Annotated in this window: 17 protein-coding genes and 1 pseudogene; 13 read left to right on the top strand and 5 right to left on the bottom strand. The window is 68.7% G+C overall.

Annotated elements, in window-relative coordinates:
- Nucleotides 1-168: 168 nt before the first annotated feature.
- The gene (locus WME85_RS39950; RefSeq protein WP_437828815.1) at nucleotides 169-963 is read left to right on the top strand and encodes a formylglycine-generating enzyme family protein; all 795 of its coding nucleotides are present in this window, start codon (nucleotides 169-171) and stop codon (nucleotides 961-963) included.
- 461 nt (nucleotides 964-1,424) lie between these two features.
- Here the strand turns inward: WME85_RS39950 and WME85_RS39945 are convergent, their stop codons facing one another.
- Nucleotides 1,425-1,964 (bottom strand): hypothetical protein, encoded by a 540-nt coding sequence (locus WME85_RS39945; RefSeq protein ID WP_437828813.1) that lies wholly within the window; start codon nucleotides 1,962-1,964, stop codon nucleotides 1,425-1,427.
- A 398-nt stretch (nucleotides 1,965-2,362) separates the two neighbouring features.
- On the opposite strand from WME85_RS39945, the gene WME85_RS39940 reads away from it, so the two are divergent.
- Nucleotides 2,363-2,623, top strand: coding sequence for a hypothetical protein (locus WME85_RS39940; protein WP_437828811.1), 261 nt, complete (start codon nucleotides 2,363-2,365; stop codon nucleotides 2,621-2,623).
- A 486-nt stretch (nucleotides 2,624-3,109) separates the two neighbouring features.
- Entirely contained in the window at nucleotides 3,110-3,946 is an 837-nt protein-coding gene (locus WME85_RS39935; RefSeq protein ID WP_437828809.1) for a DUF3800 domain-containing protein, read from the top strand.
- A 229-nt stretch (nucleotides 3,947-4,175) separates the two neighbouring features.
- On the opposite strand, the gene WME85_RS39930 is transcribed toward WME85_RS39935, so the two are convergent.
- The 4 genes from WME85_RS39930 to WME85_RS39915 form a co-directional block, all read right to left on the bottom strand.
- On the bottom strand, nucleotides 4,176-4,538 hold the full coding sequence (locus WME85_RS39930; RefSeq protein WP_437828807.1) for a hypothetical protein: 363 nt from the start codon (nucleotides 4,536-4,538) through the stop codon (nucleotides 4,176-4,178).
- On the bottom strand, nucleotides 4,535-5,101 hold the full coding sequence (locus WME85_RS39925; protein ID WP_437828804.1) for a sigma-70 family RNA polymerase sigma factor: 567 nt from the start codon (nucleotides 5,099-5,101) through the stop codon (nucleotides 4,535-4,537). The genes WME85_RS39930 and WME85_RS39925 overlap by 4 nt, the downstream gene beginning before the upstream one ends.
- A gap of 564 nt (nucleotides 5,102-5,665) precedes the next feature.
- Nucleotides 5,666-6,808 carry a hypothetical protein gene (locus WME85_RS39920; protein WP_437828801.1) on the bottom strand — a complete coding sequence of 381 codons (1,143 nt, stop codon included), beginning with the start codon at nucleotides 6,806-6,808 and terminating at the stop codon, nucleotides 5,666-5,668.
- Nucleotides 6,809-6,943: 135 nt separating this feature from the next.
- Nucleotides 6,944-8,050 (bottom strand): hypothetical protein, encoded by a 1,107-nt coding sequence (locus WME85_RS39915; RefSeq protein WP_437828799.1) that lies wholly within the window; start codon nucleotides 8,048-8,050, stop codon nucleotides 6,944-6,946.
- Nucleotides 8,051-8,940: 890 nt separating this feature from the next.
- Between WME85_RS39915 and WME85_RS39910 the strand changes: the two genes are divergently transcribed.
- The 10 genes and pseudogenes from WME85_RS39910 to WME85_RS39865 all read left to right on the top strand — a co-directional run bounded on the left by WME85_RS39910 (nucleotide 8,941) and on the right by WME85_RS39865 (nucleotide 22,440).
- Entirely contained in the window at nucleotides 8,941-9,480 is a 540-nt protein-coding gene (locus WME85_RS39910; protein ID WP_437828797.1) for a hypothetical protein, read from the top strand.
- A 564-nt stretch (nucleotides 9,481-10,044) separates the two neighbouring features.
- Nucleotides 10,045-10,881, top strand: coding sequence for a Uma2 family endonuclease (locus WME85_RS39905; protein ID WP_437828794.1), 837 nt, complete (start codon nucleotides 10,045-10,047; stop codon nucleotides 10,879-10,881).
- Nucleotides 10,882-11,116: 235 nt separating this feature from the next.
- Nucleotides 11,117-12,159 (top strand): annotated as a pseudogene (locus WME85_RS39900) (glucose 1-dehydrogenase).
- A 440-nt stretch (nucleotides 12,160-12,599) separates the two neighbouring features.
- Nucleotides 12,600-14,753, top strand: a complete 2,154-nt coding sequence (locus WME85_RS39895) for a hypothetical protein (protein WP_437828791.1) — start codon at nucleotides 12,600-12,602, stop codon at nucleotides 14,751-14,753.
- Nucleotides 14,754-15,036: 283 nt separating this feature from the next.
- Nucleotides 15,037-16,266, top strand: a complete 1,230-nt coding sequence (locus tag WME85_RS39890; RefSeq protein ID WP_437828789.1) for an efflux RND transporter periplasmic adaptor subunit — start codon at nucleotides 15,037-15,039, stop codon at nucleotides 16,264-16,266.
- The gene (locus WME85_RS39885) at nucleotides 16,263-16,961 is read left to right on the top strand and encodes an ABC transporter ATP-binding protein (protein ID WP_437304270.1); all 699 of its coding nucleotides are present in this window, start codon (nucleotides 16,263-16,265) and stop codon (nucleotides 16,959-16,961) included. The genes WME85_RS39890 and WME85_RS39885 overlap by 4 nt, the downstream gene beginning before the upstream one ends.
- Nucleotides 16,958-18,124 carry an ABC transporter permease gene (locus tag WME85_RS39880; RefSeq protein ID WP_437828786.1) on the top strand — a complete coding sequence of 389 codons (1,167 nt, stop codon included), beginning with the start codon at nucleotides 16,958-16,960 and terminating at the stop codon, nucleotides 18,122-18,124. Before WME85_RS39885 ends, WME85_RS39880 begins: the two co-directional genes overlap by 4 nt.
- Nucleotides 18,125-18,176: 52 nt before the next feature.
- Nucleotides 18,177-19,343: an ABC transporter permease gene (locus WME85_RS39875; protein ID WP_437828783.1), complete on the top strand. Its 1,167-nt coding sequence runs from the start codon at nucleotides 18,177-18,179 to the stop codon at nucleotides 19,341-19,343.
- A gap of 99 nt (nucleotides 19,344-19,442) precedes the next feature.
- A complete protein-coding gene (locus WME85_RS39870) occupies nucleotides 19,443-20,330 on the top strand; it encodes a putative glycoside hydrolase (protein ID WP_437828781.1) in 888 nt (295 codons plus the stop codon).
- A gap of 361 nt (nucleotides 20,331-20,691) precedes the next feature.
- Nucleotides 20,692-22,440 carry a cellulose binding domain-containing protein gene (locus WME85_RS39865; protein WP_437828779.1) on the top strand — a complete coding sequence of 583 codons (1,749 nt, stop codon included), beginning with the start codon at nucleotides 20,692-20,694 and terminating at the stop codon, nucleotides 22,438-22,440.
- Nucleotides 22,441-22,567: the final 127 nt, after the last annotated feature.

Here is a 22,567-nt window from a genome sequence, read left to right as displayed (position 1 = left end):
CGCCCGCAGCGGTGCGACGAGCGCGGGGCGTGGGAGGACGCGGAGCCGTGTTCGAAGGACGCGCCCGTGTGCAGCGGAGGGACATGCGTGACACCGCCGAGTTGTATCGGACTGGCTGCGACGTGCGGACCGGGTGGGGATGAAAGCTGCTGCGCGATTGCGGAGGCGGTGCCCGGCGGCAACTTCGACCGAGATAACAATACGGCATATCCGGCGATGGTGAGCGGATTCTTGTTGGATCGGTTCGAGGTGACGGTTGGTCGGTTCCGGAAGTTCGTGGAGGCGTATCCCGGTAGCAAGCCCGCGCCGGGAGTAGGAGAGCACGCTCGGATCGAGGGGAGCGGGTGGAATGCGGAAGGGGACATTTATCTGCCGGCGGATGCGGCGGCGCTGAAGGTGGCTCTAAAGTGCGAGCAGCAGGAATCAAGCTGGACATGGATGGATAATTCTGGCGACAATGAGTATCTGCCGATCAACTGCTTAAACTGGTACGTGGCGTTCGCCTTCTGCGCATGGGACGGGGGACGTCTGGCGACGGAGGAGGAGTGGAACTATGCGGCGGCCGGTGGAGACGAGCAGCGGACGTATCCGTGGTCGAATCCGGCAGACTCGACCGCGATCGATGACACATATGCATCGTATAAGTGCATGGGTGATGGGTCTGCGGTCTGGGAGTGTGCGTTCAGCGACGTTCAGTCCGTCGGGTCCCGTTCGCCTAAAGGGGATGGGAAGTGGGGACAGGCGGACCTGGCCGGTAACCTATGGGAGTGGGTTCTGGATGGATTCGCAGAATACCCATCCCATTGCAATAACTGCGCCAATATAGCAACTGTCTCGCGTCGGGTGCTCCGCGGCGGGAGCCGGGCAGTCGATGAGTCGTTCCTGCTCTCTTCCCGCCGTCACGACGCCGATGCGTCGGGCTACTACAATGGTGTCGGGGCCCGATGCGCGAGGACGCCGTAGTAGCAATGAGCCGAGGCTTTCACGGAGCCGCCTACACCACCCAGGGGCCCCGCGTCGGATCCCACCCCGCCGTCAGAGCCGCCGCCCGCGCCGCGGCCGCGCAGGATGGTGCAGCTGAGCCTGTTCGCCGATCAGGACTGAGGTCGATTACTAGTGGATCTTCATCGATCCATGCTAATACTACGCGATGTCGCACGAGATATTGGGCGCGAGGACATCTGGGGCCACGCCCGCGCGTGTTCGTTGCGCGGGGAGTGCGCGATGAGGCGGCGCAAGTTGCCGAATGGGCGGGGGTGGCTTGAGCTGGTGAAAGGCGACGCCGCAGAAGACCACTCACGCATGGCGGTGCGTCGCGCGGGTGGCACCAAGCCCGCTGATGCGGAGAGAGTGCCCATCGTCGCCGAAGACGGGACTGTAATCGGCTATGACTGCATCAGTGTCGATCGCTCCGACACGTAGATCTACCCAGACACAGACACAGACACCTCAACATTTTCACCTTGCGCACCATTCGGCGTGTCGATGGGCTCAGGTTCGCGAAAGCCGATTACCTCTCGCTGCTTCAGTAGATGCCGAGTTTGCTTGTGCCTGTTCTCGATATGTCGTTTTACCGCATCGAAGATCTGCTCGTAGAACACCCTGCGCCCTGCTTCATCATGCTCCATGATCTTGCGCCCAACGTCGAAACATGACGCTTCGTAGGCGCCGCCGGTCGGCTTTAGGCGCATGTATATCTCCAGCCAACCAGACGGCAAGTTAAGCTTGAAGAGGCTCGCTGCGCGTCCGTCCGCCAAGCGCAGCACTCGCTGCTGTATGTGCGATTCACCATCTGCCCTGTTCGCGTGGACCTGCTCTATCGTAAACCCACCGCTGGGGCACTCGAGGTACTGACGAAGCTCCGTGAGCACGAGCAGCATCATTGCTGCGTCTCTACGGTCCTGCGCCCATGACTCTTCGTCAGAGCGCTTGCGAGCCGCCTCTAATTCGTCGAATTTGCCCATACCGTCCCTCCGCACATAGCCCCTGATACAGGCTTCTGTCGGGCGACGTAACTCGCCACCGGTCCAGCGGCAGGCGTTCAGGTGGGCCGGAGGCATCACCACCCGCGCACCATCTCCTACTTTGCGGGGCGCGTAGGTCGTCGGGGCCGCGTGAGGCAGATCGCGTCGCGGAGCGCATCGATCGAAGCGTCGTTGCTCATTGTCGTGGCCTCCCTCTACGACCGGCCGTTGATGGCCGCGGAGGAGGCTCGGGATACCCACCCGATCCCGGGCATCGCTTGCCGGGCTCGACGTTGTGTCGGGGCAGCTTTCCGCTCACAGGGATGAAGACGCGTCCGCACCTCCTGCACGTTGCGGTGCGCCGCCGATCGTCCGTCATGGGGCCGCGAGCCTAGTTCGTGCGGCGGGCCACGTCACGCGCGACGCGGCGCGGGACGATCCGGATCACGAAGGAAGAGCGCGCCGGGCTGAAGTGGCTCGCGAAGCAGCGGGCGGTGGCGCTCCGGTCGCAGGGCATCGAAGCGCGGGCGACGGAGGGGACGGCGTTCCGGGAGCTCCTCAACCGGGAGCTGCACGCCAAGGGCTGGGACCCGGCGCAGCACGTGCCGCCCGAGTCTCCCGCGAAGGTGGGCAAGGCTGCCAGCAAGCGCGGTGGGTAGCTCGGCCGTGGTGCGGTAGTACGTCTCGACGGCGACGCATATGCCTTGACAGACGACCCAGGATCTGGGAGCGACTGGAATCGCCGGCGCTCGTCCTGCACCTCGGCGACATGTAGGAGGCGGCCATGGGAGATGTGGGCCATCGAGAGCACGTGAACAGGCTTCGGTCTGAGGCGGACCGGATCTTCAAGGCCATCGGCGCTACTGCATGGCGCACCGCGTCTAGACCTCGCGACCTATACGCAGTTGGAGAGCGAGAGATGCTCGGCTCTGACTCGTTCTTCACGGACGACCGCGCCAGCGTATCTGCATGGTTCAACATCGAGTTGCGTGGCGCCGCTTTACCAGTGGTCGTAGAGCAGCGCTTCCGGAACGATGGTACCTGGGACACTAGCGTGCGATACATAGACAGAAGCCAGTGCGCGTCAGACGAGGAATTCATCAGCAAGGTTCGGGTCGCCCTGCTGCAAGAGGTTTAACGCGCACATGGCAGGCTCTTTCAAAGTCTACATTGACGAGTCTGGCGATGAAGGCTTCAGGTTCGATCGAGGCAGTTCAGAGTGGTTCGTACTGTCAGCCGTGATAACTCGAGCTGAATACGACATTCCCACTGTCCAGCTTTTGGACGAAGTACGCACCATCATCGGTCGGAAGCCTAAGCAACAGCTTCATTTTCGAGACCTAAAACACCACCACCGTATCCCATACGTATCGAAGATAGCGTCTGGCCGTCTGCGGACCGTCAACATACTGGTCCACAAGCCGTCGCTGTCTAGCGCAACGTTCGCGGAAGGCAGGCTGTACTTCTACACGGCACGATATATCGTCGAGAGAATATCGTGGTTCTGTAGAGACATGCGACTGCCAGGTGATAGCGGCGATGGCATCGCAGACATCACCTTTTCCAACAAATCCGGGATGTCGTACGACGATTTCCGCTCTTACATGAGGAATCTTCGAGACGCCAACAAGTCAGGATACAGCTCTAATTCTGTACATTGGGCAGCCATAGACCCAGACAGAATAGAGGCGCAGCCACACGCCAAGCGCATGGGGCTACAAATTGCCGACGCTGTCGCCAGCAGCTTTTATGCTGCTCTCGAGCCGAAGTACGGCTTCATAGAGGACAGGTACGCAAAGATTCTGCAACCAGTCGTGTACGCGTACAAGTATCCCGACGGACGCGAGAAGCAGTATAACTACGGGTTCAAGCTATGGCCGCGCGAGGCCGAAGCCGTCGCCGAATCCAACAAGTTGCTGGAATGGATTCGCGTGTACAAAAACGTAACGAGCAGGTCCCCGGCCCAAGGATCCCACCCGTAAGGGTTGCCGCCCGAAGACGACCATGGGTACCCGGCGCATACCTGCTCGCAAGAGAAGGTGTACCGCTGAACAGGGCACTGGTCAAGCCTCATTCGCCTGACGGATGAGCTCGTGCCGCACGGCAAGTTTTACGGGTGGGACATTGCCGGCGCAAGGCGTCTAGGCCTAGACGTGACGGAATTTTAGCCCACGGGCTCCATGCCGGGTCCGCCGACCGCCAGGTCTCGCTCTACCCGCCGCCCGCGGCCATCTGCGCCATCACGGCGATCTCGCGCAGCACCTCGCCGGGCGTGCGGCCCTCGTTGTGGGCGATGGCCTCGACGATCTTGTCCAGCGGCTGTGAGCACAGCCGCGGGCCATGCACCATGACGGCCTGGATGTGCATCGGCGGGGATCCAGGCTCCGGCCACTTCGGCAGCATCCAGGCCCTAGCGATGCCCTTGGGCCAGTCGCGCTCGATGGAGAGGTACGGGCCGTAGCCCTTCGCTTTGAGGTAGGCCTCGATGTCGTCGGGCGAGACGCGGCGCTTCACCGGCAGGCCGGGGAACGTGAGGAGCACGCGGAACTTCGGGTCGCGGATGTTGAAGCTCATCGCCGCCACCTCTGGATCCGCAGGGCCAGCATGGCGCGGGCGATGCGGAGCCGGCTGGACGCCGTGCCGGGGTGCATGCCGCGCGCCTTGGCGTACGCGACGAGCGACTCCGGCTGGTCGACCGCGAGCAGGATCTCGCGCTGCCAGTCGGACAGGTCGGCGAGCGCCTCCAGCGTTTCGCGCGCCTGTAGCTGCGCCTCCAGGTTCAGGCCGGCAGGTTCACGCAGGAGCCCGAACGGCTGCGTGCTGAGCACGGCGCGGCGGGCCCAAGCGCTGTTGACGTAGTGACCCGCCTTGCGCCAGGCGACGCCCCAGAGCCACCGCCTCAGGGCCTTCCTGGGCTCGTCCGCCGGGTCAGGTCGGTACATGCCGCGCTCGATCGAGCGCCACGCGCCGACGATGATGCCCTGCGCGACGTCGTCGCGGTCGCGCTGCGGCACGCCGCTGGCGACGAGCACGGCGACGATGAGCGACCTCTCGGCGAGGATCGACTGGACCGGCGTGCGCTGGCTGGGATGTCGTGCGGCAGGCGGGCGGCGAGCCCCCTTCCGCGGGCGCCTCATCCGCTCCTCCCGCATGCCGGACATGCCGTCGAGCTGACTGGCCCAGCGCTCAGGATGCGGTCGAGGCCGAGGCCTGCGAGGCGCGCAACGCGTAGGGCGAGACCAGCGGATCCGGGCGTCCGACCGGTTCCGGCGTGCCGGACGGTGTTCGTGCAGACGCCGATCTCGCGGGCGATCTGCGCCCACGTGCGCGTGCGGTTCAGGTTCTGGAGCACCGCGTGCAGGGCGGCGCTCTCCTCTCGGGTGAGGCACACGGAGCCGTGTCGCCCTCTGGGCGCACCGCTCCCTTTGCCCTGGTTCGGGCGTAGCTGTACAACGGACATGTCGGACCTCGTTGACGCGGGGTTCGGCCACGCAGCCCGGGGTGTTGACGCACCCGCGGGCTGCACTTCTTCCGGCCGAACCTACGCGTCGAGATCGTCAGTCGCCACGCGAATCAGGCTATTTTGACCACTCAGGGTCAAAGTTGACCATTACCAGACGTCTGGCCACGGACAGCCAGACGTCTGGCCACGGACAGCCAGACGTCTGGCCATTCCTCGGCGGATCAACGCGATCAGCATTCTAGACCCGGCAGCAGAACGTCGATGGCGCGGCCGGCAGCAGCTCGCCGACCGGCTCACCGCCGCTCGGGGCGCAGGCGCCGGGATGCACGGCGACGACCTCCGCGGACTTGCTGCCGAGGCCGACGCCGGGCGGCGTGACCCCGCAGAACGGCGTTGTCGAGCTGACGACGGCTGAGACGAGCGTCTGCGCGCACGCGCTGTCGCTGTAGACCGAGGCCATGATGGTGCACGACGCGCCCTCGAGCTCGCCGCAGGCGCACTCGGAGCAGCCGCGCGTGTCGTCGGCGCCGCCGTAGAAGACGTGCCTGTCCAGGTAAGGTTCCGTGCAGGTCACGTCGCCCTCGTGGAAGATGCACGTCCGGAAGCCGCCGGGCGGCGAGACCCCGGGCTGCTCCGGTGACGGCATGCAGGTGCTCCGGTCGTCCGGGCACTCCGTGTAGGCGCCGGGCAGGCAGGCGAGCGCCCGGGTCTGCCAGGTATCGAGGCGCGCCGGCGGCGGCGGCTCGTCCACCCTGGGCGTGCAGGCGGCGGTGACTAGCACGGTGGGCGCGTCGATCGAGAGCGACTGCACGCACGGCTGCCCGCCGCAGTCCTGGCCGGCGGGGATCGCGTTCTCGGCGGTGCAGGCGCCGTCCCAGGCCTCGGGCGCCGCGAAGGCGGTCTCGACGGTGTCGGGGCCAGTGGCGGCACACGTTGCTGCGTGCGCCGACCACCCCAGCGGGAGCTGGCACGAGGCGGAAGCTGCGTCCGGCGGATCGCAAAGGCAGGCCGCGCAGACGAACGGCGCCGGCGCCAGGTCGGCGAAGCCTTCATAGCCGACGTTCGGCGCGGCGGCGGGGCAGTCCGGCGCCTGGTCCGGCGGGCCGTACCAGAGCAGCGCCGGGCCGAACCATCCGAGCGGCGCCGGCGGGATGCAGTCGCCGGCGCAGGCGGTTTCGTCGCCGCCACTGCCGCCGTCCCCACCGCCGCCGCCCTCACCGCCGCTGCCGCCGTCCCCGCCGGCCCCGCCGCCACCCTCCTCGGGCCAAGGGCAGCCCGGGTGGCCGTATTCCTGAGGCTGACAAGGACCGTGGACGATCGCGTCGCCGGAGCAGCCCACCCACGAGAACATTCCCACGAACAACCAGGAGAAGACGCGCATGCGGGACAAGCTAACGGATGCTGCTTCAGGCTGACAACGGAGATCCATGAGAGATAGCCGCTGCATGCGCCATTACGGATATCTCCCGAAATTTGTCATGTAGGAACGAAGCTCCCCATGGCCCTTCGCGCTCGTTCAATAGATTGCCGTGACACCGAAGCCGAGCGCGGCGCTGACCGGGGGTGACGACCAGCTGAGGGCTGGAGGCGATTCGCTTCCATCTTTTTTGCGTCGAAGAACCGCATCCGCAACGATCCAGACAGCTTCCCCGTAAGCGTACGCGGACCACCTGTTCGAGAGGGGCCACGCGCTGCCGAGCCGTGGGCCGACGCCGACCATCGGCTGGCTGGGTGAGCTGATGGTCCACGGGTCTCGAGGGACGAACCGGACCACGCCGACGGTGGTGACCCCGCAGCCGAACAGGTACTGGCCGCGATGACAGGCCACGGCAGCCGCCGAGAATGCCCTGATGCCGATGGGCATCGCTTCCACTTCCTGCGCGAGCGCGACGAGCCCGCGCCCCTCCACCCCGATCGACCAGTCAGATCGGCGAACGCCGAGGGACAGCATCATCCCCGCCGCGGCGCCCGGCGTGATCCCCAGGCCGAGGATCGCCCCGAGCCCAGCTTCGAGCTGCAGCCGCGCCGTGAGTGCCGCCCGCGGCCGCGAGCTGTCGTGCGATCGCTCGACCGGGTGCGGTGGCTCCGGCGCGGGGCGCTGCGCCTGCGGGGGCGGCGGGGGCGCCTGCGGGGGCCTCGGCGAGGGCTCGCGCGGCCGTGGAGCCGGCTCCGGCACGTCCATGATCTGCGCGACGATCGCGAGGGCCACGCCGGAGAGCAGCTCCTCGCAGCCGCTCCGGGTGCCGAATCCGTCGGCCCACCGGGTCTCGCCCTCGGGGTCGCGCAGCGCGATCGAGGCCGCGAGCTCCGGCCCTTCGCGCGCGATGCGGACCTTGAGCACCTGCGGCGCGTCGTCCTGGAACGGGTCGGCGCCGAACATGCGTGCGACCTCCGTGCGCAGGAACGTCTCGTCGGGGCAGGCTTCGGCGCCGGGGCCCCGGGTCATCTCGAGCCGCATCAGGACCTCAGGCGGAGCCGGCGCGGCGTGCGCCTCGGCGATCCAGAGCAGGCCAAGGACCGCTGCGAAGGCGGCGCGCGCCAGGCCTGGGGCGCCCCGACGGCGTCCGACGACGCGGCGGGCCGGGGGCGCGCCGAGCCCGTGTCTGGCCCTGGTGCGGCTCATCGGGACGGCTCGCTTCCTGACGCGCTCTGCGCGGGCTCGGCGACCTCGAGAAGCCAGAGCGCACCGGGCAGGACCTCGAGTGCGGCAGCGTGAACGGAATTCCAGATAGGAGCGCGGGAGGGGTCCCCGGAGGGATGAAAGCGTGAGCTCATATCTAGAATTGCGGGGCGCGTTCCGGATCCGTTTGTGAAACGCGCCGCCATGCGCGGGACGGCGAGGTCCCTGGCCCGCCGTGCGGGAGCGCCGGCGACCCGCTGAGCTGCGGTCCGGGGACCGGAACAGTCCCGGCGGGCAGGTCAGCTCCCCTCCGGCACCGGAAACGGTTACAGCGGGCAGCTGAGCGTTAGTGCGGGAGGTACCTCGGTCGGCCGTGGAGATCCCCCCAATCCGCGGAGAGCAAAATCTCTCACTCACACCGCGCCCTCCCGGGATGACTGGATCAGGCATCGCCGGCTCGCTTCGGGGTTCCTGTATTTTTCTCCCCACCTTCAAGGCCAACGGAGGCGCCGCTCGAAGCCGGCATAACCCGCGACCCGAGGACTATCCCCGCGTTCCCGCTCCCCTGGCCTCCTGGCGCCCTTCTCGTCATGGCGCTTCGCTTCCCGGCTCGACTGCCCGCGGCAGCGATGGCACTGTTTCACTCCTCGAACGCCGCCGTTCCAGCCCGCTGTCTGGCGTCGCCCACCGTGTCGCCGCATACTCTGGACGTGATCCTGGCGCGGTTGCCGGGCGGGTCGGATGCGCCTGTCGCCGGAACTCGGGTTGCGGCGCGTCCAGACCAAGATGCGCGGATGAACCCCTGCGCCCGACCACGCGCTTGGTTCGGAAACACAACCTACCATCATTAACATACTGGCGAAAAAATGAAACCTATCTGTCATGCGCGGCTCATGCGTGCCCTGATCAGCGGCCTTGTCGTCGGTGGCATCTCGCTGAGCGCGCCCGCTCAAGCTCAGGCGGTGGAGTACGGAGTCTACGAAGGAGAAGGTTGCCCCGCGGGCTACACACCGTTGACCGCGCTCGACGCCTTCTGGACGTTTGCCGCCAGCTGCGATGAGCTCCCCTATTCAGGAGTCTTCCGTATCGCAGACGGGTCTTCGATCGATGGCCCGTGGAACAACTGCCAGCAGCACGCTGACGATACCCGCGAGCTGGATTACACGCTCTGCAAGCCCAACTACGAGCTCTTCGAGATCAGCGGGACCACCTTCGCGGTGGTGAGAGGTGGAGAAGAGTGCCTGGAAGGCTTCGAGCACGTGGATTTCGCCACCGCCTCCGCCTACTCGGCTGAGATATGCAGTCACGTCGGGTACTGGGGGATCGCGAGGATCGGTGGAGGCGGCTCCATTGACGGTGCAGGTTACGATTGCAACGTCCGCGCGACCGACTCTCGCCCGCTCGGTGATGCCATCTGCGTGGAAATCGAGTAAATATCCCGACCCGAACCAGAGGCAGCTTGCGCGATCCCCGCCCACTGCGAGCTGCTGACGCTCCGTGGGTGCCGCCTGCGGCCGCGAGCTGTCGTGCGGCAGCTCGACCGGGCGCGGTGGCTCCGGCGCGGGGCGCTGCGCGGGCGGGGACGGCGGGGGCGCCCGCGGGGGCGGCGGCGAAGGCTCAGGCTGCCAGGGAGCTGGCTCCGGCGCGCCCATGATCCGTGCCACGATCGCGAGGGCCACGCCGGAGAGCAGCTCTTCGTAAACCGATCCGGGTGCCGGATCCGTCGGCCCGCCGGGGCTCGCCCTCGGGGTCGCGCAGCGCGATCGAGGCCGTGAGCTCCGGCCCTTCGCGCGAGATGCTGACCGTGAGCACCTGCGGTGCGCCGTCCTGTTCGGTGCTAGGTTCTCGGCATGGTTTTACCCGCCTCCGGGACGCCGGGGCCGCCCGCCCCCCCGCTGATCGCTCCGACAGAGGAAGAGTGGCGCGCGATGACCCCGGCGGAGCGCGAGCGCCTGCTGGTGAGGATCCTCGACGCGCTGTCGGACCCGCGGAGCGCCATGGCCGAGGGGCGACCCCACCACAAAGCCAAGGTGCGGGCGATCGACATGCTCACCCTGCACTTCGGGTCCACCGGACGCGTCATCTACCTGGCCGAGGAGCTGGCGGTCCTGTACCCGGGTGAGGAGGTATTCGTGCCCGATATCCTCGCGGTGCTGGACGTGCCACAGCCCGAGGATGACCCGCGGATGGCCTGGGTGGTGGCCGACGAGGGTAGGGGGCTGAGCATGGTCCTCGAGGTGCTCCATCAGGGCAACCGGAACAAGGATCTCGTCGCCAATGTCGAGCGCTACGCGCGCCTCGGCATCCCCGAGTACTTCGTCTACGACCGGCTCCGGCAGCAGGTCCATGGCTACCGGCTGCCAGAGCCGGATGCCGCGCGCTACCAGCGCATCGTGCCGCAGATGGGGCGCCATGCTTCGTCGGTGCTCGGTCTCGACCTGGCGGTCGTCGGCGACCGGCTCCAGTTCTTCCACGGCATGGCCGAGCTGTTCGGCTCCGCGGACCTGATCGGCCGGCTGAAAGGGATGATGGAGAGCCTCGAAGCGAGGGCCGAGCAGGCGCAGGCGCAGGCCGAGCAGGCGCAGGCGCAGGCCGAGCAGGCGCAGGCGCAGGCCGAGCAGGCGCAGGCGCAGGCCGAGCAGGCGCAGGCGCAGGCCGAGCAGGCCATGGCGGGCCTGCGAGAGGCCATCCTGGCCGCGCTCTCCATGCGCCAGATCCCGTGCCTGGACGAAGCCCGCGCCCGCCTGCTCGCCTGTCAGGAGCCTGCGACGCTGCAGCGTTGGCTGCTGCGGGCGATGAGCGCCGGCTCTCTCGACGAGATCTTCGCCGAATAACGCATCCATCCCACCTCGTGCGCGGCTTGCAGCGCACCTGCCGTCTGCTCCGCCACCTCCGCCGCAGGCTGGCTGTCCGTCATTGACACATCCGTCGATCTGCGGTGTCGTCTCGTTATCTGTCCTCGATTCGCCCGCGAGACGCCGGCGATCCGCAGGCCTACCCCGAGTTCCGATCTCGCCCGTCCGCGCCCCCGCGGGGCGCCGCTCCGGGCCCAAGGAAGGTACGATCTCGATGCGCGCGATCACGGTGGAGCCCGGCAAACCGCGCTCCGGTCTCCTGGAGGACATCCCCGAGCCGCCGGTCGAGCACGGGCCGGTGCTGGTCAAGACGCTCGCCGTCGGGGTGTGCGGTACGGACCTCGAGATCCTGGAGGGCGCCTATGGCTTCGCGCCGCCGGGCAAGGCGCGGCTCGTGATCGGGCACGAGTCGCTCGGCGAGGTGCTCGAGGCGCCGGCCGGGTGCGGGCTGGAGAAGGGCGACTGGGTGGTGGGGGTCGTGCGCCACCCCGACCCGGTGCCGTGCGCGAGCTGCGCGGCGGGAGAGTGCGACATGTGCCGTAACGGCCAGTATTCGGAGCGCGGCATCAAGTCGGCGGACGGCTATGCCTCGGAGCGCTACCGCACCCGGCCGGAGCACGCCGTCGCCGTCGACAGGAAGCTCGGCGAGCGCGGCGTCCTGCTCGAGCCCGCGAGCGTCGTGGCCAAGGCGTGGGAGCAGATCGAGCGCATCGGCGCGCGCACGAGCTGGAAGCCGCAGCGCGTCTCGTCACGGGGGCGGGCCCGATCGGGCTGCTCGCGGCCCTGCTCGGCGTGCAGCGGGGGCTCGAGGTGCGCGTCCTCGACCGCGTGGCCGACGGGCCGAAGCCCGGGCTCGTCCGCGACCTCGGGGCGACCTACCATACAGGCAGCGTCCAGGAAGCCGGCGCCGGCGCGGACGTCGTGCTCGAGTGTACCGGCGACGACCGGCTCATCCACGGCGCCATGCAGGTCGTGGCCCCGGCCGGCGTCGTGTGCCTGACAGGCATCTCCATGGGAGAGCGGATGATGCCGGTCGATATCCAGCGGCTCAACCGGAAGATGGTGCTCGAGAACAGCGCGGTGTTCGGCACCGTCACCGCCAACCGGAGGCACTTCCAGGCAGCGGCAGAGTCGCTCTCCAGGGCGGATCAAGGCTGGCTCGATCGCCTCATCTCGCGCCGCGTGCCGCTCCACCGCTGGACCGACGCGCTCGCGCGCCAGCCGGCGGACGTGAAGCCCGTCCTGACCTTCGTGTGAGCCCCGAGCCGACGGGACGGGCTCGTGTTGCCTCCTCTGGGGCCACGCGCCCGCGTGCCCGCGCCCGCGCACCCGCGCCGCGACGGGCGCCGGCCCCAGGAAAACGACACGGCCGGGCGCGATGACATGAAGGACGGCTGAGCCGGGCGCATTCATGAGCGGGAGGCGAGCACCCATCGCCCCGCCTCTGTCGGTCGCCGGCTGAGGCATCCCCTCGTTTTGCACCCCTTTTCGTCCGGAAAATTGAACAGGGAGGCGGGGAGGCAGGGAGTATTTCGAAAGTTTCCCCGCCCGTCTCCCCGCCTCCCTGTTCAATTTTCCAAAGAATTCGAGGGGATGCCTCAGGGACACCGGTCGTCCGTAGATTGCCGGCCGTCCGGGGACGTCGCGCCTGCCCCCCAGCCGGCGCGCTTCGGCCCCATTCCTCGAAAGGCTCTTCAATGGCAAGCTCGCTCTCCCCAGGCCGGCGCGTGAGCGCCCCGCGCCGGCACCTCACGGCCGTCGCCGCGCTCGGGCTCCTCCTGGCGCTCGGCGCCGCAGCCGCGTCGTGCGTCGCTCCCGAGGTCGTGTCGCCGGCTCCGGTCCCGGGCGCGGGCGGCAATGGTGGCAATGGCGGCGCCGCGGGAGCAGGTGGCCAGGGCGGCAGCGGCGGCGGAGGCGCCGCGCCGGGCAGCGCGCGCGTCCTCACGTTCCACAACGACAACGCGCGCACCGGCGCGAACCTCGCCGAGACCACGCTCACCACCGAGAACGTACGCGCCAGCCAGTTCGGGCTCCTGTTCCGGCGCGCCGTCGACGACCAGATCTACGCGCAGCCGCTCTACGTGTCCGGGGTGGCCATCCCCGGCCAGGGCACGCGCGACGTCGTTTACGTCGCCACGATGAACAACTCGGTCTACGCGTTCGACGCCCGCGACCCGCAGGCCGGCGAGCCGCTCTGGCACGTCAACTTCAACGATCCGGCGAACGGCGTGACGCCGGTCGACCACCTCGACGTCGGCCAGGCGTGCGGGGTTTACCGGGACATCAGCGGCAACATCGGCATCCTGAGCACGCCCGTGATCGACGAGGCCACGGGCACGATCTACGTGGTCCCGAAGACCAAGGAGAACGGCGGCGAGCAGGTCTATCGGCTCCGCGCGCTCGACCTCGCCACCGGCGCGGAGCGGCCGAACAGCCCTGTCGTCCTCGAGGCCAGCGCGCCGGGCACCGGCGAGGGCAGCGCGGACGGCACCGTCGTCTTCGACGCGGCGATCGAGAACCAGCGGCCGGCGCTCGCCCTCGCGAACGGCATGATCTACATCGCCTTCGCGGGCTACTGCGACACGGGTCCTTACCACGGCTGGGTCCTCGCGCACGACGCCGCGACGCTGGAGCAGCGCGCGGCCTGGAACGACACGCCCGGCGGCTGGGCGGGCGGCATCTGGATGGCAGGGCAGGGGGTGAGCGTCGACGCCGACGGGAGCGTCTACCTCCTGACCGGCAATGGCACCTTCGACGGCGCCGAGAACTTCGGCAGCAGCGTCGTCCGGCTGTCTCCCGAGCTCGAGGTGCTCGACCACTTCACGCCGTACAACGTCGACCACCTCAACGAGCTCGACCTCGATCTCGGATCGTCCGGCGCGCTCCTCCTGCCGCGCTCGAGCCTGCTCGTCGGCGCGGGCAAGGGCGGTTACGTGTACGTGCTCGACCGCGACCACCTGGGCGGGTTCAACCCGGAGGGCGACACGCAGATCCTGCAGTCGTTCCCGGTGACACCGGACCACGTCCACGGCTCCCCCATCGCCTGGGACCTGCCGGATGGCCCGAGGATCTACGTGTGGGGCGAGAACAACCACCTCCGCGGCTTCCGCTGGGACGGCGCGCAGTTCCAGCCGGCCGGCCAGAGCGAGCGGCCGGCGCCGCCTGGCATGCCCGGCGGGATCCTCTCGCTCTCCGCCAACGGCAGCGCCCCGGGCACAGGCATCCTCTGGGCGACGCACCCGCTCCGCGGCGACGCGAACCAGGCCGTGCGCCCGGGGGTCCTGGAGGCGTTCGACGCGTCGGACCTCTCGCGCGTCCTCTGGACCTCGCAGCAGGTCGCCGCGCGCGACGACTGCGGCGATTTCGCCAAGTTCTCGCCGCCCACCATCGCCGACGGCAAGGTCTTCCTGCCGTCGTTCTCCAACCAGCTCTGCGTCTACGGGCTCGCCGACTTCGGCGACGACCCCTGCTTCAACGGCCTGCAGGACGAGGGCGAGGCCGGCGTCGACTGCGGCGGCGCCTGCGCCCCGTGCGGACCCCGCGAGGTGCTCTGCCCCGGCGCGGGCGCCATCGCCGTGGGCGACGAGTACCCCTGTGATCTCGGCGCCGAACGCGCGATCGCGAGCGTGGGTATCTCGGTCGGCTGCAACGACGGCGAGACCGCCGACTTCGTCGTGACCTTCGACGGGCCGACTCCCCTCGAGGTCACCGCCGCTTGCGACACGAGCTTCGCGGTGAGCGGCGTCGTGTCCAGCCAGGCCACGCTCCGCATGGTCGGCGGCGGCGGCGACGACGAGAACATCTCCTTCGAGTGCTGCGGATCGAACGGCTGGTCGATCGCCTACGAATGACCGGCGCTCACGAAGCACCACCTCCAGTGTGCCCGGGCCTACCGCGCGGTCCGGGCGCCGCGCGGTAGGCCCGGACACAGGAGGCGTCGCGCGCGATGCATTGTAGTCGGGACGGCCATATTGCCACGGGGTGTTGCCTTTGCGCGCTGTGCTCTGGGAGCAGCGCCGCTCCCGGGTCGAACCGGCCGGGACGTCAGCCGCGGATCGGGCCGGACGGACGCTGCCTGTCATGAATTAACGTTAGAATATAAACGCCCCGCCTGAAGCGTGTTAAGGGGGCGCCGTGCCCGACCAGCTCAGCTCGGATCTCGCCTCGCTCCGGATCCAGCGGGACGTCGATCCTGACCGGCGGAGCCCGCTCCGCACCGTCGTGGTGGCCGCGCTCGCGCTCGCGGCGGTCGCCGGTGCCGTCGTGTTCGTCGCGCCCCGGGCGCAGAGCGCGATCTTCAAGACCGAGGTGGCCACCACGGAGGTGGCGCTCGTCTCGCCCGCGCAGGCGTCGATCTCGGTGACGTCGACAGGGTATGTGGTCCCGCAGGTCATCTCCCGCGTCGGGGCGAAGATCCCCGGCCGCATCGCCCGGGTGTTCGTCAAGGAGGGCGACGTGGTGAAGCAGGGCGACCCGCTCCTGGAGCTCGACGACGCGGACCAGCGGAGCCTCGTCGCCGCGGCCCAGGCCAAGGTCGCCGCGGCGCGGGCGCGCGCCGCCGCCTCGCGGGCGAGCATCCTCGAGGTCGAGCAGCAGGTCGCGCGGGAGCGGGCGCTGGTCGAGCGGCAGGTGACCGGCCGCGCCTCCATGGAGGACCTGACCGCGCGCATGCGCTCCCTCGAGGAGTCGGCCCGGGCCGTGGACGCGGAGGTCAAGGCCGCGGCGGCCGACGTGGAGAGCCTCCGGGTCACGCTGGCCGACCGGAAGATCCTGGCGCCGATCAGCGGCACGGTCATGACGAAGCCGCCGGAGGTCGGGGAGGTCGCCGGCCTGGAGCTGCCCCGCCTGCTCGAGATCGCCGACTTCTCATCGCTCGTCGTCGAGACCGACGTGCCGGAGACGCGGCTCTACCTCATCGAGCCCGGCAAGCCGTGCGAGATCGTCCTCGACGCCTATCCGCAGAAGCGCCTCCGGTGCACGACGCTGGAGATCGGCAAGCGGGTGAACCGCGCCAAGGCGACCATCCCGGTGAAGGTGAAGTTCGTCGGGGAGGTGAAGGAGGCGCTGCCGGAGATGAGCGCGCGGGTGAGCTTCCTCGCCGAGGCGCTGTCCGAAGAGGCGATGAAGGAGCCGACGAAGCGGGTGGTGCCGGAGGCCGCGATCGCCGAGCGGGCGGGCGCCAAGGTGGTGTTCGTGGTCAACGACGGCCAGGCGAAGATGGTGCCGATCAAGGTGGGCGGGCCGGCGCCGGGCGGGCTGGAGCTGCTCGACGGGCCGGCCCCCGGGACGCGCCTCGTGGCGAGGCCGTCCCCCGAGCTCGCGGACGGCCAGAAGATCAAAGAGAAGGAAAAGGGGAGCGAATGAGCGAGGGGTATCGCGAGGGGAAGCCGAAGCCCATTGTCGAGCTGCAAGGGGTCGGCAAGACCTACTTCCGCGACAAGGAGCCGATCGTGGTGCTCGACGACATCACGCTCGATATCCCGGAAGGGTCGTACGAGGCGCTGATGGGGCCCTCGGGTTCGGGCAAATCGACGCTCCTGAACCTCATCGCCGGGCTCGATCGCCCGACGCGCGGCACGGCGCGCGTGGCGGGGCAGGAGCTCACGCGGATGGGCGACAGCGAGCTGGCGCGCTTCCGGTCGAGGACCATGGGCTTCATCTTCCAGGCGTACAACCTGATGCCGGTCCTCACCGCGGCCGAGAACGTCGAGCTGCCGCTCCTGCTCACGAGCCTCTCGGCGTCCGAGCGGCGCAAGCGCGCGCAGACGGCGCTGCGCGTGGTCGGGCTCGAGGAGCGGATGGGCCACTATCCCCGGCAGCTCTCGGGCGGTCAGGAGCAGCGGGTGGCGATCGCGCGGGCGATCGTGAACGACCCGACGATCATCGTGGCGGACGAGCCGACGGGCGATCTCGATCGCAAGAGCGCCGATGAGATCCTGACGCTCCTGGAGAAGCTCAACAAGGAGTTCAAGAAGACCATCCTGATGGTCACGCACGATCCGCAGGCGGCCGAGCGCGCCACGGTGACGCGCCGGCTCGACAAGGGGAACCTGTCATGAACCTCGTCTCCGTCGCCGCCAGGAACGTCCTCCGGAACAAGTTCAGGACGCTGCTGACCGTGATCGGGGCGGCGGTGGCGGTGCTCGCGTTCGTGCTCCTGCGGACGGTGCTGACGGCGTGGAACGTCGCCGCCGACTACGCGGCGAAGGACCGGATCGCGACGCGGCACAAGATCTCGTTCATCCTCCCGCTGCCGAAGCGCTACATGGCCACGGTCCGCGAGGTCCCCGGCGTGACGGAGGGGACGTTCATGAACTGGTTCGGCGGCAAGGACCCGCGCGACGCCAACAACTTCTTCGGCTCGATGGCGGTCGAGTCGGCGACCTTCTTCAAGGTCTATGACGAGATGGTCGTCCCCCCCGCGGACATGGAGCGGTGGCTGGGCGACCGCAAGGGCGCGATCGTGGGCGACGTCCTCGCGAACCGGCTCAAGGTCAAGGTGGGCGACACGGTGACGCTGGAGGGGTCGATCTACCCCGGCCCGTGGCAGTTCAACGTCTCCGGGATCTACACGGCCACGCGCAAGTCGATGGACAGGTCCCAGTTCATCTTCCATTACGACTACCTGAACGAGTCGATCCCCGAGCGGGACCGCGACCAGATCGGGTGGATGACGGCGCGGATCGACGAGCCGTCGCGGAGCGCGGAGATCAGCGCGGCGATCGACAAGATCTTCGACGAGAAGGACGTGCAGACGGCGACGATGAGCGAGCGGGCGATGAACCTGTCGTTCATGGCGATGATGTCGGCGGTGCTGACGGCGCTCAACGCCGTGTCGATCATCATCCTCCTCATCATGATGATGATCCTCGGCAACACCATCGCGATGGGCGTCCGGGAGCGGACGCGGGAGTACGGCGTGCTGCGCGCGCTCGGGTTCGAGCCGAAGCACGTGAGGATCTTCATCGTCGGGGAGGCGGCGACGGTCGGGCTGCTGGCGGGGATCGTGGGGCTCGCGATCGCCTATCCCATCGTCGAGCTCGGGATGGGCCGGTGGCTGGAGGAGAACATGGGCGGCATGTTCCCTTACTTCCGGATCGATCCGGCGACGATGGTGATCGCGGTGCTGCTCTCGATGGGGCTGTCGCTGGCCGCGTCGCTCATCCCGGCGCACCGCGCCTCGAAGCTGTCGGTCACGGACGCGCTCCGGCGCGTGGCGTGAGCGAGCCGTGTGGCAGCCGTCCTCGACACCCTGAAAGCGAGAGAGAGCGCTCATGATCCCCGTCGCTTACAACGTGCGGAACCTGGTGGTGCGGAAGACGACGACCGTCGCGACGGCGGCCGGGCTCGGCCTCGTGGTGTTCGTCTTCGCCTCGGTGATGATGCTGGCGAACAGCGTGGAGCGCACGCTGGGGCGCACCGCGCGGAGCGACGTCGCGGTGGTGATCCGCAAGGGCTCGGACGTCGAGATGGCGAGCAGCGTCGACGAGCAGCAGATCGGCGTGATCCTCGCGAGCTCCGAGGTGGCGCGGCGGCAGGACGGCAAGCCGGACGGGGTGGCGGAGGTCGTGGCGGTCATCCTCCTCGACAAGTTCGGCACGGATGGCGTCTCGAACGTCCAGGTGCGCGGCGTGCCCGACGACGTGCTCGCCTTCCGCCCGCAGGTGACGATCGTCGCGGGCCGGCCGGCGCAGCCGGGCACGGACGAGGTGATCGTGGGGAAGGCGATCTACGGCCGCTTCAAGGGCCTGTCGATCGGCGAGTCGTTCGACCTGCGCAAGAACCGGCCGGTGAAGGTGGTCGGGGTGTTCTCGGACGGCGGCTCGTCGTCGGAGTCCGAGGTCTGGGCCGATCTGCACACGACGCGCGCCGCGTTCGGCCGCGAGGGGAGCGTGTCGTCGGTGCGCGCGCGGCTCGGCTCGGCCAGCAAGTTCGACGCGTTCGAGGCGTCGATCGAGCAGAACCGGAACCTCGGTCTCGAGGTGATGCGCGAGAGCGACTATTACGAGAAGCAGTCCGAGGGCACGAGCATGTTCATCAAGGGGATGGGCGTGCTGATCGCGGTCTTCTTCTCGATCGGCGCGATGATCGGGGCGATGATCACGATGCACGCGTCGATCGCCAACCGGCAGCGCGAGATAGGCACGCTGCGGGCGCTCGGGTTCTCGCGGCTGAGCATCCTCACGTCGTTCCTGATCGAGTCGATCCTGCTCGCGCTGGTCGGCGGGGCGCTCGGGGTGCTCGCCGCGCTCGGGATGCGGTTCGTGCGCTTCTCGACCATCAACTTCGCGAGCTTCTCGGAGATCGTGTTCACGTTCGAGCCCACGCCGGGGATCCTGATCGCGTCGGTGCTGGTCGCCGTGGCGATGGGCGTGCTCGGCGGGTTCTTCCCGGCGCTCCGCGCGGCGCGGATCAGCCCGATCCAGGCGATGCGGGGGTAGCCGCAAGGGCGGTAAGCGTCGGTCAGGGCTGGAGTGTGCTCCCGCGAGCGCGCGCCCGGGTGGCCGGCGACGTGCTCTGTCGTGGCGCGGGGGAACAGCATGCCCACGACCATCAAGGCGGTTTACGTGAACTTCACGGCGGCGAGGAGCGCGGAGCGGATGGAGCGGCTCTCCTCCCTGGTCCAGCGGACGGAGCTGAACTCTCTGGTCATCGACGTCCGATCGAACGGCGGGGCGCTCCTTCACGAGCGCGACGAGGAGACCAGGGATCAGCTGGAAGCGCTCCGCGACGCGGGCATCTACCGGATCGCCCGCGTCGTCGCGTTCAGGGGCGGTCCGCGGGGCTGGTACGATCCGGGCTCGGAGGCGCGATGGCGGGAGATCGCGGAGATCTCGCTCCGGGCGTTCGACGTCGGGTTCGACGAGGTGAACTACGATTACGTGCGCTACGGCGCGGCGCGCGAGCCGCGGTCGCGGACTCCGGTGCGGGAGAGGGCGCCGACGATCAGGGCGTTCTTCGAGTTCCTGCGCGCGGAGGTCGGCGACGCGGCGGGCCGGCCGATCTCGGCGGATCTGTTCGGGATCACGCTCCTCGGGCCGCAGGACGGGGTGGGCCAGCGGCTGGAGGACGCGGTGGAGCTCTTCGACTACGTGATGCCGATGCCGTACCCGTCGCACTGGGGGCCTGGCAGCCTCGGGCTCACCAACCCGGCGCACCACCCGTACGAGACGTTGCACGCGGCGCTCTCGGCCGGATGGAGCAGGGTGGCGGAGCTGCCGGGGCGGAGGGCGCTGCTGCGCAGCTGGATCCAGGCGTTCGACCTGGACAGCTCGCGTCCGATGCGGCGGTACAGGTACACGCCGTGGCATGTGCGGGAGCAGATCCGCGCGATCGAGGACGCCGGTTGCGCCGGCTACGCCGCATGGAACCCCCGCAGCGCGTACGAGGAGAGCGCGTTCGTGCTGGTTCCGCCGGAGACGGCCTGACGGGGACGGGCTGACCTCCGGCCAGCGACCGGCGTTGACGATTCCCTGAAGGACAGCCGCCCATCCCGGCATTCAAGAGCGGGGTCCGGGCGCGATCTCGACAACTGTCCGCTGTGCAGCGTCCGTGTGCGTGAACGCGTGAACCACGGCCGGCCTGAGCGTGCGCTCCGCCGAGTCGACCCGACGCTCTCCGGGCCTTGATCCGCGGCCTTCCGCCGCTCGTAAAAGCTGCAATGAAAACTTCCGCACGATGTCGCGGCGCGGATTCTTGCACCATGGTCGACTGCGAGCATGGCGGAAAGCCGCGACACCGCTTCTTTCCAGGAACACGATAACATCCTTGCATGAGGAGGCGCTTTTGATGAAACCGCAATCGAGATCTCCGGCGAGCGACCAGCAGAAGAATCGACCCGGCGTGCGCGGGCGATCGGCGCCCCTCGGGGCGACGGCCTGTCTCCCGCGGGCCGCCCGCGCCTGCCTCGCGTGGCTGAGCCTCGTCGTCGCGCTCTCCGTGGCGTGCCATCCGGGCGAGAGCTTCGCCGGCGCGGCCGACTTCACCGTTCAGTACGTCAACCACAACGCCGCCACCCCGAACGACACGATCGTCGAGGCCGGTATCAGCGTGCGCAACAACACCACCGCATCGATACAGCTGAGCAGCATCGTCGTGCGGTACTGGTTCACGAAGAACAGCGCGACGACGGTGACCCCGGCGTGCTGGTGGTGGAGCCCGTCGTGCAGCCACATCACGCTGGCGACCGGGACCGCCGCCGCCACGGGCGCCGATCGCTACGTGGAGATCCGCTTCTCGAGCGCGGCCGGGAGCCTGGCCGCGGGCGCCACGACCGCGCCGATCGACCTCGGAATCGTGTTCGACGTGAACGTCAACGAGGCCGACGACTACTCGTACAGGAACCAGACCGCCCTGGCCGACTGGAGCCACATCACCGTGCACGACGCCGGCTCCGCGCCCACGGCCGGCGTGCGCGGCGGGACGCCGCCGACCGGCGGCGGCAGCGTGTCGCCGCCCGCGGCGCCCACGTCGCTCGCGGCGACGGCGGCGAGCTCGAGCGCGATCTCCCTGAGCTGGTCGGCGAGCAGCGGGGCGACGAGCTACAGCGTCTACCGGTCGACCACGCCGGGCTTCACGCCCGCTGCGGGCAACCGGATCGCCACCGGCGTGCCCTCGACCAGCTACAACAGCGCCGGGCTCTCGGCGTCCACCACGTACTACTACCGGGTCACGGCCTCGAGCGCCGGGGGCGAGTCGGCGGCGTCGAGCCAGGCGAGCGCGACGACGCTCGCCGGGAGCGCGGCCACTGCGGAGTTCTTCGACGACTTCAGCTACACAGGCACCGGCGACAGCAGCTTCCTCTCCTGGTGGTCGCTGCGGACCTGGTCGGGCGGGCCCGGCGTGGACGGCGCGCAATGGCTGTCGTCGAACGTCTCGCTGATCGCCGATCCCTCGAGCTCCGGGAACAAGCTGATGCGGCTCAAGGCGACGACGAACGGCGCTCCCGCGGGCAGCTCGCAGGCAGAGGTCATGTCCGTGTCCAAGAAGTTCCGCCTGGGGACCTACGCCGCCCGGGTGAAGTTCTACGACACGCCGCTGTCCGGATCGCGCTTCTTCGCCGACAAGCCGATAGAGACCTTCTTCACGATCACCGACTACGTCACCGGAGACCCGAACTACTCGGAGCAAGACTTCGAGTACATGCCCAACGGCGGCTGGGGGCAGGGCAACAACAGCACGATGTGGCTGACCTCGTGGGAGACGACGACGGACAGCACGTCAAACCACGTCTCGGGGAGCCACGACGGGTGGCACACGCTCGTCATCCAGATCACCAGCTCGTCGATCAGCTACTACATCGACGGGGCGCTGAGGGCGACGCACGCGTCGAGGTTCGTCCCGGAAGCGGGCCAGTACCTGAGCTTCCAGGTCTGGTTCGACGAGCTCGACGGGAACCAGGGCAGCTCGCGCACGTACCATCAAGACGCCGACTGGGTCTACTTCGCCAAGGACGCGATCCTGTCGCCCGCCGAGGTCGACGCCAAGATCGCCGCCCTCCGCTCCTCGTCGGTCGCCCGCAGGAACACGGTGCCGTGACCCCGCAGGCTGCGTGATGCGCGCGTCGCCGGCGGCGTGAGCGCCGCTGGCGGCGCGGGGGCTTCGGCGGCCGGGCTGCCAGCGAGGCGCCTCACGCTGGGCGTTGCGTGGCGGGGAACGCGCGCAG

The organism is Sorangium sp. So ce1153 (assembly GCF_051521595.1).
Taxonomy (GTDB): domain Bacteria; phylum Myxococcota_A; class Polyangia; order Polyangiales; family Polyangiaceae; genus Sorangium.
Note: the sequence above shows the minus strand (reverse complement) of the source record. Positions and strands in the feature narration are given on the sequence as shown.